This window comes from Nocardia takedensis NBRC 100417, from assembly GCF_000308695.1.
Taxonomy (GTDB): domain Bacteria; phylum Actinomycetota; class Actinomycetes; order Mycobacteriales; family Mycobacteriaceae; genus Nocardia; species Nocardia takedensis.
In genome coordinates, this window is the sequence record NZ_BAGG01000262.1 from 1 (window position 1) to 17,648 (window position 17,648).

Genomic DNA, 17,648 nt, shown 5'->3' on the forward strand with positions numbered 1-17,648 from the left:
TGAGTTGTTGTCCGGTGGTCAGGTCCCATACCCGCACCGATTCGTCGTGGCTGCCGGTGATGGTGACGGGTCGGCCGTCGAGGTGAGTGCACGCCACTGCGTTCACTGGGCCGGTGTGTCCGGTGAGGTGGGTGAGTTGTTGTCCGGTGGTCAGGTCCCATACACGCACCGACTCGTCGTCGCTGCCGGTGACGGCGACGGGTCGGCCGTCGATCTCGGTGCACGCCACCGCCAACACCGCGCTGGTGTGTCCGAGGGTGGTGCGGTGGGCGTGGTGGGTTTGGGTGCCGGTGGCCCAGCGGACGGGCCAGTCCAGGCTGCGGTTGAGTTGGTGTTGCTGGTGTGTGGCGTTGAAGCGTGCGGCGTCGATGGCCAGGAGTTGGCGCCGCCGTGTCGGGGTGAGGTGGCGGTGGTGGTCGGCTGAGCAGCGGTAGATCGAGCGGGTGAGCAGTCCGGTCGGGGTGGTGACGGTGTGTAGGGCGTCGAGCAGGGGTGCGGGTTCGGCGTGGACGAGGTAGTCGGTGTCGGTGACGAGGTCGTCGACGAGTCGGGCGTGTGTGGCGTGGGTGGCGAGGTGGTGGCGGGTGTAGGGGTGCGCGCGGGACCAGTCGGTGTCCGGGTCGCCGGTGGTCAGGGCGTGTCGGCGCAGTGTGTGGGTGAAGACGGTGTGGATGTGGTGCGGGTCGAGGTTTTCGGTGAGGTGTTCGGCGAGGGCTTGGTGGTAGAGGCGGTAGGCGGAGCGGCCGTGTTCGACGGCTTCGACGATGTAGGAGCCGGCGGTGTGGCGTAGCCACATGAGGTCGTGGTCGGTGTAGTCGTGCCCGGACATGGCGGAGGCGATGGCTGCCCACAGGTTCTCCCACGGCAGTCCTTGGCCTTGCGCGAACGCCAGGGGCCGCAGCAGATCCCGGGCCCGTCGCGCGTTTTCGCCGAGGCGGGAGTCCAGGTCGTGGCGCATCGCCTCGCCGGGCAGCCGTGGCAGTCCGGCGCGCCATTCGGGGTCGTCGGGGTCGTCGGGGACGGTGGACTCGGCGGCCAGGGTCGCGGCGACGATGCGGGCGACCAGGAACGAGGGGTGGGCTTGTTCGGCGACCGCGTGTGCGACCGAACGCAGCACCTGCGAACCCGCATGGCGGTAGATGCCCTCGGGGTCGGTGCCGAGTAGTCCCCGCGCGGCGTAGGTGGCCAACGCGTCACGGTCGGCGTATCGCGGTGCGTCGAGGTCGATTTCGTGGGCGCGGTCGGTGCCGAGTCGGTCGAGCAGGTAGGGGCGTGTCCCGATCAGCAGTCGTATGCGCCCGTTCGCGTGGTCGATCAACGGTCGCAGGAGGGCGTCGATGAGTTGTTCGGGGTCGGTGGCTTCGTCGAGGCCGTCGATGAGGACCGTGAACACTGTTGCTCGCCCGGTGAGTCGGTCCAGGAGTTCTCCGACGGTGGCCGCCGAGTGGTGTGCGGCGGCGGCGATCCCGTCGCGGACCTGGTCGAGGGTGAGGTTCTGGGCGTAGATCACCGCGTCCAGGGCGCCGATGGCGGGGATGGCTTCGGTGGGCAGGGCGAGGGTGTCGGTGGGGACGGTGCGACGGTATTCGGGGTGGGCCAGGGTGGCGATGAGGCCGAGGACGGCGGTTTTGCCGGAGCCGGGTCCGGCGGTGACGGCCAGCAACGGCCGGGCCGGGTCCGGGCCGCGCAGCCAGGCGGTGATCTCGGTCAGGGCGGTGTGGCGCCCGGAGAACCACCAGCTGCGGCCGTCGGTGCTGCCCATCGCCCGCAGCAGCAGTCGGTCACGGAACTCGACCTCGCGGCGTTGTTCGTGTTCTGCGCGTTGCGCGGCCAACTGCACGGCCAGGTCGACCTCGTTGAGGGTCGGGTCGTGACGCGGGTTGGGCAGAAACGGCGGGATCGCGCCATTCACTCGCGCCAGTGTCGCCTCGATCGATTGTCCCTCGGCGCGACCGCCGGCGTTGCTGATCGTGGTGATCACCGAGTCCAACGGCAGGGTCGGTGGGCTGTAGCCGGCGACGGCCAACGAGTCGACGGCGTCGGTGAACAGTCGTGGGAACATTCCCGCTCGCGCCCACTGCGTCGGTTGGGTGGAACTGATCACCACCACCCCGTTGCCGGGTTCTTCTGCCCAGTCCCCGGTGTAGGAGCGCAGGGCCGCCGCCGCGAAATCCGCGCCGCCCTGCCCGGAATAGCAGGTGTCGAGCAGGACCAGTAGCCGTCGCACCGGTGTGCCGAGCAGCATCTGTCGCGCCAGCGCCGCGGTCGCGACCGCGCCCTCGACATCGTTCGGGTCGGTGTCGGCGGTGATCAGCACGTGCTCACCGGTGGCATCGAGGCGTTCGCCGTGGCCGGTGTGATACAGCACGATCAGATCGTCGGGGCGCCGGTCCGGGGACTTGCAGAAGGCCCGCAACTCCCGCACCAACTGGGTCGAGGTCGGGTTCATCCCCAGTGTGTCGACCAGGGTGTAGCCGAACCGATCGGTGAACAACGCGATCATCGCCGCGCGCGCGTCCGCCAAACCCGGGGTGTCCCACCCGGGTTCGTCGGTGTGGGCGGCGACCGCGGTCGCGATCAGGAACCGACGCGGCCCCGGTTGGGGTGTGTGTTCAGTGGGCATGCAGGCCGTCGGTGATCGCTTGCCCGGTCAACCGGTCGGTCAGATACGGCGACGCGTCGTGGGCTGTGGCCCCGTTGTGGACGACCGCGTCCCACACCCGATGGGTGAAATCGGTGCCGAACAACGGATCCAGCTTCTTCACCAACGCCACTACATCGCCGCCGTCGGCGATGTTCGTCCACACCAACCCCGGCCCGCCCGGCCACACCCCGACCCCCTCGACCGGCGCCGGGTGCAGGCGATCGAAGATCAGGTTCGGGATCCCCAACGGCGAGCCCACCGTCACCAACGCCCGCACCGGGTGCCCCGGCATCGAACACAACGTCTCGTAGGCGACGACCGAACCCAGCGAATGCGCCACCACCACCCGCGTGTCCGCGGTGATCACCGCCCGGACACGGTCCTGGATCTGTTCGCGCAGGTCGGGTTCGAGCAGGTAGCGGCGCACCTGTTTCACCTTCCCGATCATCGACCGGGTCGCGACACCGGCGAAGAACCGCGACCGCGACAACTGATGCAGGATCGCCTGCACCGGAACAGGTGTCGGCAACAAACTGTCTCCGCCCGGCACACGCACCGCCGCATCGATCTCGGCGGCGGCTTCCCACCATGCCGCCAACAGCTCCTGCTCGAAACCGGCCTCCACATCAGCGGGCCCGTAATACGGCTCCCCGGGCGACAGGAACGCGCCCTGGCGCCGGAACAGGTCACCGTAGAATCCGGCCGCGACTTCCGAGGCGTCCAGAGGTGGTGTGCCGCAGCGTGTCAGCCCGCTGTTGAGCGAGGGTAGCCACTGCGAGAGCATCTTCGGCTCGCCCGAGTTCTGCGCACCGATACCGTGCACCACCACCACACGCGCCACCACACACCCCTTGCCCGGCATCTCGAAACGGTCGGTCGAACCCCTCCGACAACCTATCGCGGCCACCGGTACTGGATGTGACCAACCGATGATTCAACGCCCGAACAGCCACCGCTCGACCATGTCACCGCGCGCCAGTCCCGCCGACGCGGTCCAGGACCGCAGCAGATCGTTGTAACGCTGGTAGGCCGACGCCGACCAGCCCCGCGGCGGCAAGGACACCCAACCCCGGGCACGCAGGGCCCGCGCGACGCGTTCATCGAGGATGTGACAGGGATGGTCCGGGTCACCGCCACCGGCGAAATAGAGGAACTTGGTGAAGAACGACGGACCGAGGAAGCTGATCGCGTTGGCGCGATCACCGGGCCGCAACACCGCATACGCTCCCGCGGGATCGGTACGCGAGGATCGCGCGGCGGCGTGTAGCAGGTCGGCGGCGCGGTCCGGATCGGCGGCCACGGCACGGATCCGGTGGCGCCCGTGCCGGACACGGCCGCCGGTACCCCACGCCAAGACGTTCCACAGCAGCCGCAACATCTCCTCGCGGCCGTCGATATCGGATGCGAGCGCGAACAGATCACCCCGCGAAATCCTCGACCCGAGCACGCCGTCGGCGTCGAAGCCGTGCACAGCCAACTCCGCACGCCACCAATCCGCCACCACCCCGATGGTGTGGTCGTGGATGTAGTCGGCGGGCACGACCCCGGACAGCTCGACACGTAATCGCCGGGGTACCGCGAGGCTGTTCAAATCGGTAGCGGTCACCTCCACCCCTTCGCCGACCACCGCGACAGCGTTACCCCGCACGCCACGCACATCAGCCCGGCCCGAACACCGACATTCGGCGCGTTCGTCGCCTATGACCTCAGTGACACAGCCACGCGGCCCCAGCGGTCCTGACTCCTTCGCCTCCACATAGCGCGTCGGTACTGCCTGTGCCTCGGAAAGTGTCATGCCTGACGATGCCCGTATCAACTCTGTCGGTGGGCTTTCACCGCCGCGACGGCCAGGCGGCGGGTTTCGGCGCAGGAGTGGCCGGCGACCTCGATGGTCTCGATCCATTGCTCGGTCTCGCCGCGGTAGTCGACCACGAGGAACGGGTGGTCGGCGCCGGTGGCGATGGTGATCTTGCAGTAGTCGTCGCTGCCGGATTCCTCGGTCGCGGCGACGCCGAGGACGCGCAGCTGTCGGTCCTCCGGGCGCGGGAAGTCCAGCAGGGATTTCTGCCAGTTGACGTAGGTGACGTGGTAGCGGCTGGTGTCGGAGCTGGTGAAGTCGAGGCGGAAGTCGCACTCGAACGGGTTGAAGCTGAGGATGTCGAAGCGTTGGCCGGGGTCGTAGGCGAGGTTCAGTGCCGCGCACGGGTCCTTGGTCGATCCCGGTGTGGCGGGCAGTCGCCGTGACTGCGAGCGCGGCGCCGGGTTGTTCAGCGCGGGTTCGGAGGCGGTCACGATCCGGATCAGCGGCCCGCACAGGTCCGCGCCTTCTTTGCCGCTGAGGATGTAGTGGAACGAGCGCCCCCGCTCGAACGGCAGTGCGATGCTGCACATTCCACTGTTGTCGGAGACGGTGCCGGTGCGGGCACCGAACCGCGTCTTCTGCCCGAAGCCGTCCTCGATCACCGACAACCCGACGGTGACGTATCCGATGCGGGCGGGGGTGGCGTCGGGATCGAACCGGACTTCGCATTCGTCGAGGTCGTGGTTGGCCCCGAAATGGCGTGGGGCGCCGATGGCGTCGCGGATCGCGGGTTCGTCGAGCATGGCGCACGGGTCGATCAGGCGGACCCGGTCGCGTTCGGCCGCATCCGCCAACGCCTGGCCGCGGTCGGGGCCCATCATGGCCCGGTATCCGCCGTCGGCGGGGACCGCGGTGCCGTGCACGGTGCAGGCGGAGCCGAGCAGGACCGCGGCCGCGAGAACGGCCAGACGTGCGCGGGTCATCGGTTGGCTCCCACGAGTTCGAGGGCGGCGGGCAGCACCGCGCGGGTGACCTCGCAGATCCCGGACAGGGTGGCGCGGGGTTGGATGTGGGCGCTGCTGTCGGCGCCGACCCGGTTACCGTCCACGGACGCACCGACGGGGAAATGGAACAGGCATCGCCGGTCACCGACCACGTCGACCTTGTCCTCGGCCAACACCTGGTATCCCTGGATCGTCTCGAGGTGGTAGTCCAGGATCGGGGTCATCGCCGAACGCGCCGCGCTCGCGGCGAAGGAGAAACCGACGATGTCGTCACCGGCCCAGAACTTGCACTCGTAGGGGGCGGTGGTGACATCGAAACGCTCGGGCCGATACCGGTCGGGGAACCGCTCGAGCAGTTCACACGGGCTGCGCTCGGCCAACCCGATCCGGGTCACGGCCTGCGCCCGGCGCGGCACCCGATCCTGGGCGAACGCGGCCACGATCCGCCCGACCACCTCCCCGGCGACCTGGCAGGCGCCGCCGGTCGAGGACGGGAAGTAGTCGGTCGAGACCCGCAGGTAGGGTACCGGCGGCAGTTCCACCACCTCGGGCACCACCGTGGTCGCCGGGTCGGTGACCGGCGCGGTGGAGGACGGGAACCGCATCGGTACCCGGTATCCGCAGGAGGAGCCGCGGGTGCGGACTTTGTCGACGTGGACGGTCTCCCCGGCCACCACCACCGCCCCCTCGTCCGACAGCGGCCCGCTGTCGTCGAGGTCCACGGTCACATCGGCCGCCACCCGGTTCCCCGGAATCGCTATGCGCACCACACATTCGGCCAGTCCCTGCCACGGCGACACCGACACGATCGGCCCGTAGCGTGAGAGCTGTTGGTCGGGTTCGAGCAGCGCGCACGGATCGATCGAGCGCACCTGCTCGGCGGTCTGGAGTTTCGCGTAATCCGCCGAGGCGACCGCGCGCCCGAACACCTCGACGCTCTGCTCCGGCGGCGCGGGCCGCGGCGTCCACACCGGCGGCTCACCACCCGAACACGACGCCACCACCACCGCCGTCAACACCGCGGGCACCACCCGCCCCAGCACGCGCATATCGAAACCCCTCCCGCCGCGTCCACCAGCGAGCATAACCACCCGACACCGTCACCCCGCACCGGGCGCCGGGCCCGGGCCAGTGTTCTCGGTGGCGTTGAGCCCGGACGGCGCCACGCTGGCCACCGCCAGCTACGACAGCACGGTGCGGTTATGGATCTGAAGTGGGACTATCTCGACTGGCCACCAGGCACGACTTCAGCGAGGAATCTGGTGTGGGGCAGCGGCCCGATCCGGAGTCCATTCGGACTGAATTCGGCTGGCCGGGAGCAGTTTTCGGCCACGCAGGGTGCCATCTTCGCAGTCTGCACTGCGGCGTCGACACAGGGATTGTGCCTCGCTGGCGATTCTCGGACTGCATGGGTTTGTCGCCAACGGGCGCGGCAGGCCCATGTCCGCCTGTCGAGCACGCGCACAGTCGGGGTGAATCAGTTGTACTGAGTCGACGAAGATCGTGGCCGGCGTTCTACGGGTACTGCCATCCAGTCCGGCTTTCCCTTCTTCTTCGGTCCTTCCGCCCACCGCACGTAGAGGTGGGTGGGCAGGTCCGGCTGGCCGCTGCCGCCCATCATGGTGAAGCGATGTCCGTCCTTGTGGATGTCAGCACCAACCCCGATGGTGACCTTGACCGGCAGGTTCGAGGTGTGGCATTCGATCCGGGCGGCGTCGACCTCCACCCCGCTCGCGGCGAATTGCGACACGTTCAACAACTTCCAGTGGGTGTCGGTCTCATCGACGACCCGCCATCGCTGACCCGCCGCGAGCTGGTTGGCGTATTCGGAGGCAGCCGCCTGTCGGCGCGAAAACTGGGCCGCCAGGATAGAGACGATCAACGCCAGACCTGAGGCGACAGCAGCGAAAGTAGCGATCCAGTCCGAGGTATCCATCCGTGCATCGTAGGACTGTGGACCGAATCGACTCGGTCGCAACCGGCTGCGACGCATCGGAGTTCCTGCGGCCACCAGGCCGGCGCGTCGGCTGTTCGGTGTGCTTGAGGTCGGCGCCAAGTTGTCCAGAGCCGGAGAGCATTTGGCCGAGTTCGAGGCGAGCACCGAGGCGTACCGCACCAGCGGCGTGGCCTGGTCGGCGGTGGGAATGATGTGGTCGAGGTCGGTGGTGGCGGTCCAGGCCAGATCCCTGGACTACCGAACACACCGATGTCACGGCGCCCTGCCGGCCGGCGGCCCTGCTGGAGGGTCGTGGGGCACGACTGCCTGGGGTGTGTCACCCACGGCGCGGCCGCCGTGGTCGAACGAACGCGTGGAGCTGTCCCCGCCCCGCGCGGACCCACCATCTCTCGTCGACGGTGTTCTCGATCGTCATGGCATAGTCGGACGGCGGTGAGGCACGATCGGGGAATGAAGACGTATGGGCCCGTTGACGATCGGCCGCACAAGGATCCTCTCGAGCAGACCGACCGGGAGTTCTTCGCCGGATTCGCCGCGCGCACCGGCCTGTATATCGGCTACACCGATCTGCGCGGTGTCGTGACCTACCTCGAGGGCTACGACATGGCCTCGCGTCGCTGCGGCCGTCCGGGCCTGGAGGGATGGCGCGAGTGGCTGATGACCCATCACGAGGTCGGGTCGAATCTGGTCTGGTCGGCCCAGATCAAACAGATCGCCCTGCCCGAGTGGGACGGTGGGACACCGCTGAGCGTCGAGCAGGAAAAGCTGGTACTCACCCCGCTGTTCGGGCTACTGGACGCCTTCCTCGCCGAGCGCGAGTCCACACCGCCGCCGGACTGACCGATGGCCCTCGACGCGGGGCCGACCGTGTGCGGGGGTGGCTGAACAATCGGGTGTGGACGAAACCTCGCATGAGCTCTACCTCCAGCAGGACCATCGTCAGGGTCGTCGGGATCGTCGAATTCGACGCGGCTTCACCTACCAGCACCGGTATTCACCCCACCCGGACGGGTTCACCGCGCGCTGGGTGCTTCCGGGACGTCGACCGAGCCCGGTCGCGCTCGGGGTGTGATGTGAGGATCCCTCATATTTCGGTGCTCGTTGTTGGGGGAACCCGCTGATGCCGAACCGCTCGCGCGGCGGAGGGCTCGACAGGACCCGGCGTTCCCCGCCCGGGGAACCCTTTCGATGAGAGTGAGGATGTGGATGGCGAAACCGATCACCCCGCGTTCGGTCCTGGTCACCGGCGGTAACCGTGGTATCGGGTTGGCGGTCGCGCGCCGGTTGGCCGAGGACGGTCACCGGGTCGCGGTCACCCACCGCGGCGGCGAGGGCCCGGACGGTCTGCTCGGGGTCCGCTGCGATGTCACCGACACCGCCTCGATCGACACCGCGTTCACCGAGATCGCCGAGCAACATGGTGAGGTGGAGGTCGTGGTCGCCAACGCCGGGATCACCGACGACATGCTGTTCACGTTGATGAGCGAGGACAGTTTCGCGCGCACCCTGGACACCTATCTCACCGGTGCGTTCCGGGTCGCCAAACGCGCCAGCCGCACCATGCTGCGCGCACGGTGGGGACGGTTGATCTTCCTCGGCTCGGTCGTCGGGATGCTCGGCACCCCGGGACAGGCCAACTACGGCTCCTCCAAAGCAGGGCTGATCGGCCTGGCCCGCTCGATCACCCGTGAACTCGGGTCCCGTTCGATCACCGCCAACGTCGTGGCACCGGGTTTCATCGACACCGACATGACCCAGGCCCTCGACGACAAATACCATCAGCTCGCCCAGCAGGCGATCCCGATGCAACGCATCGGCAATCCCGAAGAGGTCGCCGCGGTGATCAGTTTCCTGTCCGAATTGTCACGCCCGTGTCAAAGACGAGTTTCGACGCGCGCGGGCATCCAAAACGGTTCGCACCAACGACCGTGGCGCGAGTAGCGTGATCCGCCGTGAACAAGGCACTCATCGAGGCCACCGCCCTCCGGCACATCAACCATGTCCTCGGCGGCGGGAAGATCGAGGACTCCACCGTCGAGGCGAAGCGCGCCTGGCCGGGCGTCGACAAGGCGAAGCAGCTCGCCGGGTTGGCGAACGCCGCACTCGGCCACCCCGTCATGCTGCTCATCGGACTCTGCGAGGCAACGCACACCGTGGTCCCGATCGATGACAAAGTCGATCTGGCGACTTGGTGGCCGCAGGTGAAGAGCAAGTTCCTGTACGGCGCGGTGCCGCGGCTGACCGACCTGACCGTCCACACGAACCACGGTGCAGTCGTGTGCTTGTACTTCGAGACCGATCAGCCGCCGTACATGGTGGCAGGCACGGGCTGGGTGAATGGGGGCGTTCCTTGGAGGGACGGGACCGACACACGCTCCGCGACTCGCGCCGACCTGCTGTTAATGCTGAGCCAAACCGTAAGTGTCCCAGTTCTCGAACTCATAAAGCCTGAAGCGATCCTCTATGAGCACCAACCGAGAACGTTTCAAAACATCGTTCCTCAACCCACACCTGCCCCTCAACCAGAGCCCGGCCCGCCGTCCTACAACTTCGGGATCCGTGGCGGGCTGTTCATCGACGCAGAGCCTGACAAGCATGTGGTGTTCCCAGAACATCGTTGGTCGGTAGTCGCACACATCCAGGGCGTGGAACCCATTCGATTCACGGAGATCCAGTTCACCTCAGCCAGGCAGCACGCCAACCAGTGGGTGCGCATGAACTCTGGTGAGCCGCGACCGATCCCGCCGGACAAGTCGGTAGACCCTTTCGGAGTAACCGATCGCCCGGTCGGCTTGGTGGTCCGCGGCCCCGACTCGGTAACTTTCCACGGCTCGGTCGAGATCGACGCGGTCGATGCATCGCGGGTCCGCTGGGCGGACACGGTAGAAATCGAGATGCATTTTCCGATCGGCGCCGGTGACCGTGCCGCCCGGATCGTCACCAAGTTGGCGATGACCGCGCACCCTCCGACACGCGAGTCTGCCGTCGCAAGGTGGATTCTGCCGGAGGTGGTGGAGCAGGGGAGGTCCGCGTATGAAGGTGAGCGTCGCTGCTGACGCCCACCCCGGTAACGGACTGATACGCGATCTATGTTCGTCGTTTCGGCTCGCGCGGCGCGGGTTCGATGCCGTGTTCGCGGGCTATGCGCCGGAGGTAGGTGGCGCCGAAGGGGGATGCTCGGGCGACGTCGGCGGGTTGTTCGCCGTCGCGTAGTGCATCGAGTGCCGCGGCGAATGGTCTGCCCTACGCGTTGGGTTCCAGTCGGGGTGGCTAGCCGGCAGCGGTGATGGTCGAGTCGCGATCCGGCTTCGCGGCGGCAGGCGGTATCGAAGTGCAGTGGGACGAAGCGTCGAGTTCGGTGTCGTTGCCGGATTTCGGTCGCGACTTGGCCGAGGTCGCGTACCTGTTCGAGGAACAGGGCGTGTTGGGTGCTTGGGAGCCGGACAGGGAACTCGGAGTGGGCGTCCGCCGTGGTGTGATGGTCGATTGGTAGACCCGTGGGGGAGCAGTAGCGGCGGCAGGCTTGCGCGTGTTCGGGACGGCCTGGTCAGGACCGGCCTGGATTGACGTTGTACACGGTCTTCCGCAGCCCGGACGAACATTTTCGGTTTCCCCGCCGGAGTCGTGCACCTCTACCGGTTGTTCCAGCTATCGATGGCTTCGAGGAGGTTGCCTGCGATCTTGCAGGCCTCGGGTACATCGATGGGAGTGCGGGAACCCGACAACACCAATTCCAGGTAGGACTGTCGCAGACCGTCGACGTCGAGTGCGGCGATGTAGATCGAGACCTCGGTGTCGGTCGCGGTCGGTCCGGTGATCGGCACTGTCAGGGGCGCACTGGTGTGTGCGGCGTTGCCGTCGGCGTCGAGTTCGTCTGCGGATGTCGTGTCGTGGTCGTCGATGCACCATGTCGGGCATCCTCGCCCGAGCGGGTCGGTTGCGGCGTGGATCTCGGTGGCCTGCAGAAGGTTCGCCGCGGTGGCCTCGGCCTGCTGGTCGGTCATCTGCGCGATTCCGCGTCCAGGGTTGTCGAGATAGATCATGGTCTCTCGCCTGCCGCGGTAGTCGTGGGCGGCGACCTGAACCACGAAGGGCTGATCGGCCACCAGGCCGGGGCGTTTGGTGACCAGGACCGACATCTGCTTTCCGAAGTGCGCGCCCTGGTCGCCGGGTTCGCTCGGATCCGGGGACAGGTGCCTGCGACACCATGTCGGGCACGACATCGTTTCGACCACCGTAATCGGCCTTCCCGCCCCGAGGTCCGCTCGGGGGAGCGCACCCTGTCCCCAGAGCATAGCCGTAAGGAACTCCGGACCGATCCGATCGGCCTGTTCGACTCGGATGCGACGACGACCCGCAATTGCAGGCCGGACCGGGGGCTACGAGACGGGCTGGCGGGTAGAATTATGCCGTGAACGGAGCCGGAAGGGAACCTCGTCCAGGGCCCGATTCTCATTTGTGGCAAGCGTGACGGGGCGATTCGCTACTCAAGTGTTCGAGGAGGGACTCGATCGCACGAGGGGTTTCACCTGTGACCAAAAGTGGTGCCAGAGAGGCTTCTATCGTAGGTTGCCGTGGAGGCGTCCGTCAAACTGTGGCATCGAGTCGATTCGAGAGTCGTTGCTAGGCAATGAATTCCACGGGCGATTGACAGTTGTCTCTGAGCGCTGGGAGTGTGCGGTGACTTGTGCCGGGACACATCGCCCTGTGGGAGCGCTTTGGGCTGTTCAATTGGAGGGGTATCACTGGCGGATGGTTGTTGGGCCGGCTGTGTTGGCGCTCGTGGCCGGAGTCATTCCAGGCTGAGGGTTCGCTGGATTGGGCGATTCACGACTACGCACTTCACGCGACGCTGCTTTCGATCACGTGCTAGCGTCGTTGAGCGTGGATCTCTTTCGTTGATCCCGGCAGCAGTCCGTGCTCCTCTTCCGGACTGAGAATCTCAACCACGCCGGCTCCGGGCCGCTTGCGGCCGTCCTCGGCATTGATCTCGATACCACCGGAGACCACAGTGACACAGCCTTTTTCGTTCGACGCCTGCCCGTTGCGGGTCGGCATGACAGTTGTCCAGTTCACCGATCCCGATACCGGCACGCCTCACGATCACGAGATCGTGGCAGGCGATGCGCGCGCTGAGGTGATGCTCGCGAGCTTGTTGATGAAAGCCGTCATCGATCCGACTGCGCTCGACGCCGTCGGAGGTGTTCCTCGCCGTCGCCGGCACCATCCCGAGGATTGTCCGTTGTGCGCGCTGCACTCCCGACCCGGACCGCGGATGTGGGGAAAGTGGATCGTCGCTGCCTGGCAGGGCGCAGTCGATTACCGTGACACCACCGGCGGCGGGCGGCCTCACCGCGGCGTCGAGTTGTTCGCCAGTACCGAGCATGCGCGCGAGGTCGTGGATGTGCTGTGTGGGCTGTGGAACGCGCACTCCCGCGACAGATTCGACGGTTGCGTGTCGGTCAGTGACCTGTCCGCCTTCGTCGATGAGCCGCCACGGATCGGCACCCGACTGGTCACTTCCGAGTCTCAGCTGTGGTTATGGGATCACGAACCGCACGGCTGGTGGCCGGATCGGGTACTACGCTTCGGGCACGACGGTGTCGAGGAATCGACCGGCATCGACATCCAGCGGATGCACGAGACCGGAGAGGTGCGCTCCGGCGTTCTCGGCGACCCGCCGCGGCCCCGCCCGGGGCATATCGAGGTAGGTCATCTCGTGATCCGAGCCACTGGTGACAGTCCTCATCTTCAGTTGGTGTCGATCCTGGACCGATCCTCGACCGCCCCTGCCCGGCGGGTTCTGCCCGACGGCCGGACCGAATCACTCGGTGAGACCACTCACGGATTGACCGTCTACGGTCGCCATGCGGGTGACCGTCCTGCGGTCGAGGAACTGGCGCGCCTGACTCCGGAATACGCCGACCTCGTCACAGCGATCCACCGAGAATTCCACCGAGGGACTCGAGTGTGAGTCTAGCGCGACCGACCACCGAACCGGCCTGCCGTCCATCGGCATCCGTCATCGTGGGGAATGCCGCGCAGTCGCGCGTCTACATCGTTGGGTCCGCCGTCGCCGACGCGGTCGTGTTCGCCTGCGTTCGGCATCAGTCGGTGTGCGGGGGCTTGTCGTGGGTCGGGGTGTAGACGCGGTGGTCGCGGACCAGCGCCCAGAGCAGTCTGCTGATCTGGCGGGACAGACACAGCAGGGCTTGGCCGTGGAGTTTGCCCTCCGCGCGTTTGCGTTCGTAGTAGGCGCGCCCGGGGCCGTCGGTGGTGCGGATCGCGGCTGTGGAGGCGAGGTAGAACATCTGGCGCAGGGCGTGGTTGTAGCGCACGGGCCGGTGCTGTTTGGCCAGGGTGGTGCCCGAGGATCGTGGGACCGGGCTCAGCCCGGCGTAGGAGGCCAGCCGGTTCTCGGTGCCGAAGCGTGCCTGGAGGTCGCCTCCTGTCTCGACCAGGTAGCGGGCGGCGAGCAGCACGCCGATCCCGGGGACGCTGGTCAGGATCGGCGACCACGGGTGGGTCGCGAACTGTGTCTGGATCCGGGTGGTGCAGGTGGCGATCTCCTCGCGCAGTTCCAGTAGCCGCGCCGCGTGCCGTCCGATCAGCTCGGCGGTGATCTGCTGAGCCGGCAGGACGGTGCGTTGACGGGCCGCGGCGGCGACTGCGCGGTGGGCCATCGCCTCGACCCCGCCGGGAATCACTCCCCGTGCGCCGTGACGACGCAGCAACGCGGCGACCCGCCCGGCCGCACCTCGGCGGCGCAGCGGGCCGGGGGTCTGGTAGGCGGTGAGCAGGATCAGCGCCGAACGGGTCGAGTAGTCGAATTCGGCCTCGAGGGCCGGGAATATCGCGGCGAGGTGTTGACGGAGACGGTTGATCCCGGCGACCCACTCGCCGACGAGGTCGTCGCGGTGTGCCAGCAACACGCGCAGTTCGGCCACCAGCAGTGTGTCGGTGGTGACCGGTCGTAGGTCGGTGCGCATCCGCGCGATCTCGGCGATCGTGCGCGCATCGCGGGCGTCGGTCTTGGCCGCCCCGCCCGCGAGCCCGCTACCGATCCGCGACACCAGCCGTCCCGGCACGTACACGACCTGCTGCCGCGCGCCGAGCAACAGCGTGATCACCAGCGTTGTCGCACCGGAGGTCATGTCCAACGCCCAGCCCACCCGGCGACGCCGGGGTCCACGCACCTGCGCGATCACCTCACGAATCATGTCCTCGTCGTTGCTGATTCGCCGTTGCCACAACACGTGTCCGCTGCGATCGATGGCGCACAGATGCAGTGTCGCTTTCGATACATCGATCCCGATCCATACCCCGGACCGCCCGACGGAGTCACCCACCGGTCTGCCGCACCCGAATAGCGCGCGGGCGCGGTGGTTCGGTCACTGCGACAACCACCGCACGCTCGGCGCCCGCTGCGCCGTCCGCGGGCGTGTCGGAAGTGCGTGGTGGGTGGCCTGTCTCGCCCAGCGTCGGAACCGCAAGAATCTCACAGCCGCGTCCCACCACGCGGAGGTCGACGCTAGCACGTGGGTGAGCTCTCGATCCCGTTGATGGTGTCGCAGAGCGTCTTCGCTCTAGGAGCACTGGTCGAGGCCGATGGGCCACAGGGGTGGTCGCAGAGGTCTGGACCAGGAACATGAGAGAAGGCACGGGGCTAACTCCGACAGCAGCGAGGGGAGGGCATCATCGGCGAGCCAACCGACCGGTCGTCGGATACCCCCCCGATGATGAATCGAGCGGATCACGTAGCCGGCCGGGCGCAGCTGAATTCGGCATGGCACAGCACAGTTGAATGATCAGATTCTCGCGGCGGAGCGCGCTGCGATCGCACCAGGGCGATCGGTGCTCAGCCTATATCGCGCATGAGCTCCTGGTGCGGCGGGTTCGATCTCAGGTCGCTCACTCGGAGGTAGGGCAAGCCGACCTGAGCGTCGCACTACCGCTCGGATACGGTCTCTGCGGGGACCGCCGTAGCGGACGGCGGGCGACATCGATCCAAGCGATCAGCGATTGGATCCCATTATTGTTGATTCCTCGCTGAAATTCGGTGCCGTGGCTCTCGATGGGCGGGGTGTCGTTCGGGTGCAAGCGGCGAACCGGCCGGGAGGGGGCCGGTGACGTGGTTGCGCTCCAGTGGGTGTCCAGGGACTCATCGGTCATTTATGGTGTCGAGCGACATAAGCCCAGCGAACGGGTTGGCTCGTGTCTCTTCGGGTGCCTCGGCGTCGACCGTTGTGAGGGGGTGTGCTTCACCGGTCAGTTCAGAGACCGCTGCGGCGACTTCTTCGAGGGAGGCGCGAACGTAGGTCAGTGTTGCTCCGTCCTGTCCGCTGGGTTCGGAATGGGCGGCGTAGCCTCGTGCGATCGCGTAACCGAATTTACGTTCTACCCAGGTCAGGGTGGTATGGCGGAGCCAGTGGGTGCTGATCTGTTGAGTGCTGACCCAGGGGAGGAGGCGTCCGACTTGAGACCACAGGTGGTCGTAACGTCGTCGAGTGATGGGACGGCCATTGGTGTAGCGCAGGAGTTGAGCGTCCTCGTCGGAGCCGCGGAGGCTGTGGGTGATCAGGCTGAACATGAGAGTAGGAGAGATGGGTTGCCAGTGCACGGTTCCGCCTTTGCCGAACAGTCGGATGAGGCAGAGATCGGTGTCGAGGTCACACGGTCTCAGGCCGAGGGCGCTGCCGGTGCGGCATGCGGTCTCGATGTGGATGCGGAGCAGTAGATAGTCGAGTTCCTTGTCATTGCCGGTGGTGGTGGCCACGTGAATTATCTGTTCGAGTTGATGCGTGGACAGGGCCCGGCGGGTGCTGGGGAGTCGCCGTGGCTTGATGAGGCCGCGGACCGGGCTGGCCGCGGCGGGGACGAACCCGTCGGCGTCGGCAGCTCGATACAGGCAGCGCAATGCGCTGACCATGTGTTCGGCGGCGGACCGTCCCCCGCGGTGGTTGCGGCGGACAACCGCACTGCGGCCGGTGGTTTCGACCAGCTGTTGGAGTTCGAGGGAGGTGGGTTCGTTGAGGCGGCGTTCGCCCCAGACCTCGACGACGCGGTCCCAGTAGTTCTGGTAGGTCCGCCTGGCCCCGACTGGAGTCGCGTCGGCCAAGGCTGGGATGTAATCGGCGAAAGTAGGGATCGACAGTGCGGTGCGGGCGGTGGGTAGTAGTTCTTCGGGCGTGATGCCCATCCGCTCCAGTAGCCGCCTCGCTGCCTCGAGGTCCGCGCCGGTCATCGGCCATCCTTAGGGGCGGACAGCTGACCCGCGAGTGCGCTGATCACCACTGGCAGGGGAACGATCGCCACAACGCCGCGGTCTGCCAGTGCGACGATCAGCAGGTAGTCGCCGGCGCTTATTCCCGTTGCTTGTTGGAACTCGGCCGGGAGTCGAATCTGTCCGCGAGGACCGATGGTGCGTCTCCGACTGCCGCCAGTGGTGTCGACGGTGATGATGCGCCCGTCGGTCCAGAACCCGATCCTGGTTCCGGCGTGCCAACCCATCGCCTCGAACATGCGGCGTGCGGTGATGCGCGCACGATCGGTGATGATCGATACGCCGATCGCCATGTCAGGGCGGATCAGGACCGTCGATGGCCGTGGGGCCGGGGGAGTGGCAACGGAAGGCCACCGTGGTCAGCCGAGGTCGAAGCCATCGGTGGCCGTGGGGTCGGAGGGAGTGGCAGCGGAAGGCCACCGTGGCCAGTCGAGGTTGATCTGTCGCCGTTTCGGCGGTGTGGTGCAGGCATGGGGGTCTTCTTCCCTGCCAGCGTGCTGATTCGCCCACCATCCATTAGACCGAAAAGCAGCCGCGGCGGCCAGTATTCGAGGACTCGGGTCTGTCACGGTGTCGGGTCTGGGCATTCGCTGTCGAGTGGGCTGACCTACCCGACCATGCTGGACTGGTTTGGTCAGCCCCAGTCGATGATCTTGATTATGTCGATCAGAGAGTGGTGGGCATCGACGCCAGGAGCAGTCGAAGACGCAGTCGTCGTGCGGTGATCGAAGTGACGGTCGAGTATCCGCTGCCGGGGGTAGAAGTGGGACAGATTGGGACAGCAGGCGGGTTTGACCACCTGTCGTGTGGTGCGCGACACTCGACTCGTCGATCGAGCGGGGCCTTCGGGAAGGCGGGCCGCGAGTCCCCGCTTGACCGTCTTGGCTTCTGTCGGGTGTTCATTTTGGGGATCGTTCGCGCGTGGGGAGGGACCAGCGTAGTTTCTGGAGACGGCGAGT

The 17,648-nt window shown here is 66.9% G+C and carries 17 protein-coding genes; 6 read left to right on the top strand and 11 right to left on the bottom strand.

All coding sequences use genetic code 11. The features are described 5' to 3' along the window. From ON30_RS41900 to ON30_RS33040, 5 genes are all read right to left on the bottom strand, one after another. Positions 1-2,623, bottom strand: a 2,623-nt coding sequence (locus tag ON30_RS41900; protein ID WP_174387632.1) for a caspase family protein, incomplete at its 3' end; no start/stop codon positions are given. Next, the gene (locus tag ON30_RS33025) at positions 2,613-3,506 is read right to left on the bottom strand and encodes a lipase family protein (RefSeq protein ID WP_245554327.1); all 894 of its coding nucleotides are present in this window, start codon (positions 3,504-3,506) and stop codon (positions 2,613-2,615) included. The genes ON30_RS33025 and ON30_RS41900, both read right to left, overlap by 11 nt. Before the next feature lie 72 nt (positions 3,507-3,578). Then, positions 3,579-4,250 (bottom strand): 8-oxoguanine DNA glycosylase OGG fold protein, encoded by a 672-nt coding sequence (locus tag ON30_RS33030; protein ID WP_040714233.1) that lies wholly within the window; start codon positions 4,248-4,250, stop codon positions 3,579-3,581. A 206-nt stretch (positions 4,251-4,456) separates the two neighbouring features. Further along, positions 4,457-5,428: a hypothetical protein gene (locus ON30_RS33035; RefSeq protein ID WP_040714141.1), complete on the bottom strand. Its 972-nt coding sequence runs from the start codon at positions 5,426-5,428 to the stop codon at positions 4,457-4,459. Then, entirely contained in the window at positions 5,425-6,498 is a 1,074-nt protein-coding gene (locus ON30_RS33040) for a hypothetical protein (protein ID WP_040714143.1), read from the bottom strand. The genes ON30_RS33035 and ON30_RS33040 overlap by 4 nt, the downstream gene beginning before the upstream one ends. Before the next feature lie 82 nt (positions 6,499-6,580). Here ON30_RS33040 and ON30_RS42470 point away from each other — a divergent pair, with 82 nt between their 5' ends. Then, a complete protein-coding gene (locus tag ON30_RS42470) occupies positions 6,581-6,661 on the top strand; it encodes a hypothetical protein (RefSeq protein ID WP_373282670.1) in 81 nt (26 codons plus the stop codon). Between the two features lie 265 nt (positions 6,662-6,926). Here the strand turns inward: ON30_RS42470 and ON30_RS33045 are convergent, their stop codons facing one another. Further along, the gene (locus ON30_RS33045) at positions 6,927-7,385 is read right to left on the bottom strand and encodes a hypothetical protein (RefSeq protein WP_040714145.1); all 459 of its coding nucleotides are present in this window, start codon (positions 7,383-7,385) and stop codon (positions 6,927-6,929) included. Positions 7,386-7,856: 471 nt separating this feature from the next. Here ON30_RS33045 and ON30_RS33050 point away from each other — a divergent pair, with 471 nt between their 5' ends. The 4 genes from ON30_RS33050 to ON30_RS33065 all read left to right on the top strand — a co-directional run bounded on the left by ON30_RS33050 (position 7,857) and on the right by ON30_RS33065 (position 10,899). After that, on the top strand, positions 7,857-8,246 hold the full coding sequence (locus ON30_RS33050) for a hypothetical protein (RefSeq protein ID WP_051030332.1): 390 nt from the start codon (positions 7,857-7,859) through the stop codon (positions 8,244-8,246). Positions 8,247-8,612: 366 nt separating this feature from the next. Next, positions 8,613-9,347: an SDR family oxidoreductase gene (locus ON30_RS33055; protein WP_083911881.1), complete on the top strand. Its 735-nt coding sequence runs from the start codon at positions 8,613-8,615 to the stop codon at positions 9,345-9,347. 11 nt (positions 9,348-9,358) lie between these two features. Beyond that, on the top strand, positions 9,359-10,462 hold the full coding sequence (locus ON30_RS33060) for a hypothetical protein (protein WP_040714148.1): 1,104 nt from the start codon (positions 9,359-9,361) through the stop codon (positions 10,460-10,462). Positions 10,463-10,689: 227 nt separating this feature from the next. Continuing rightward, complete coding sequence (locus ON30_RS33065) at positions 10,690-10,899, top strand: hypothetical protein (protein ID WP_157184033.1); 210 nt, start codon at positions 10,690-10,692, stop codon at positions 10,897-10,899. A 139-nt stretch (positions 10,900-11,038) separates the two neighbouring features. On the opposite strand, the gene ON30_RS33070 is transcribed toward ON30_RS33065, so the two are convergent. Beyond that, on the bottom strand, positions 11,039-11,629 hold the full coding sequence (locus ON30_RS33070) for a DUF6907 domain-containing protein (protein ID WP_040714153.1): 591 nt from the start codon (positions 11,627-11,629) through the stop codon (positions 11,039-11,041). Positions 11,630-12,275: 646 nt separating this feature from the next. Then, positions 12,276-12,464: a hypothetical protein gene (locus ON30_RS39880; protein WP_157184034.1), complete on the bottom strand. Its 189-nt coding sequence runs from the start codon at positions 12,462-12,464 to the stop codon at positions 12,276-12,278. Here ON30_RS39880 and ON30_RS33075 point away from each other — a divergent pair. Then, a complete protein-coding gene (locus ON30_RS33075; protein ID WP_040714156.1) occupies positions 12,463-13,380 on the top strand; it encodes a hypothetical protein in 918 nt (305 codons plus the stop codon). The genes ON30_RS39880 and ON30_RS33075 overlap by 2 nt on opposite strands. A gap of 133 nt (positions 13,381-13,513) precedes the next feature. On the opposite strand, the gene ON30_RS33080 is transcribed toward ON30_RS33075, so the two are convergent. The 3 genes from ON30_RS33080 to ON30_RS33090 all read right to left on the bottom strand — a co-directional run bounded on the left by ON30_RS33080 (position 13,514) and on the right by ON30_RS33090 (position 16,982). Beyond that, positions 13,514-14,755: an IS110 family RNA-guided transposase gene (locus ON30_RS33080; RefSeq protein WP_040714158.1), complete on the bottom strand. Its 1,242-nt coding sequence runs from the start codon at positions 14,753-14,755 to the stop codon at positions 13,514-13,516. Between the two features lie 812 nt (positions 14,756-15,567). Further along, positions 15,568-16,650, bottom strand: coding sequence for a tyrosine-type recombinase/integrase (locus tag ON30_RS33085; protein WP_051030333.1), 1,083 nt, complete (start codon positions 16,648-16,650; stop codon positions 15,568-15,570). Further along, entirely contained in the window at positions 16,647-16,982 is a 336-nt protein-coding gene (locus tag ON30_RS33090) for an AbrB/MazE/SpoVT family DNA-binding domain-containing protein (protein WP_040714160.1), read from the bottom strand. The genes ON30_RS33085 and ON30_RS33090 overlap by 4 nt, the downstream gene beginning before the upstream one ends. Positions 16,983-17,648: the final 666 nt, after the last annotated feature.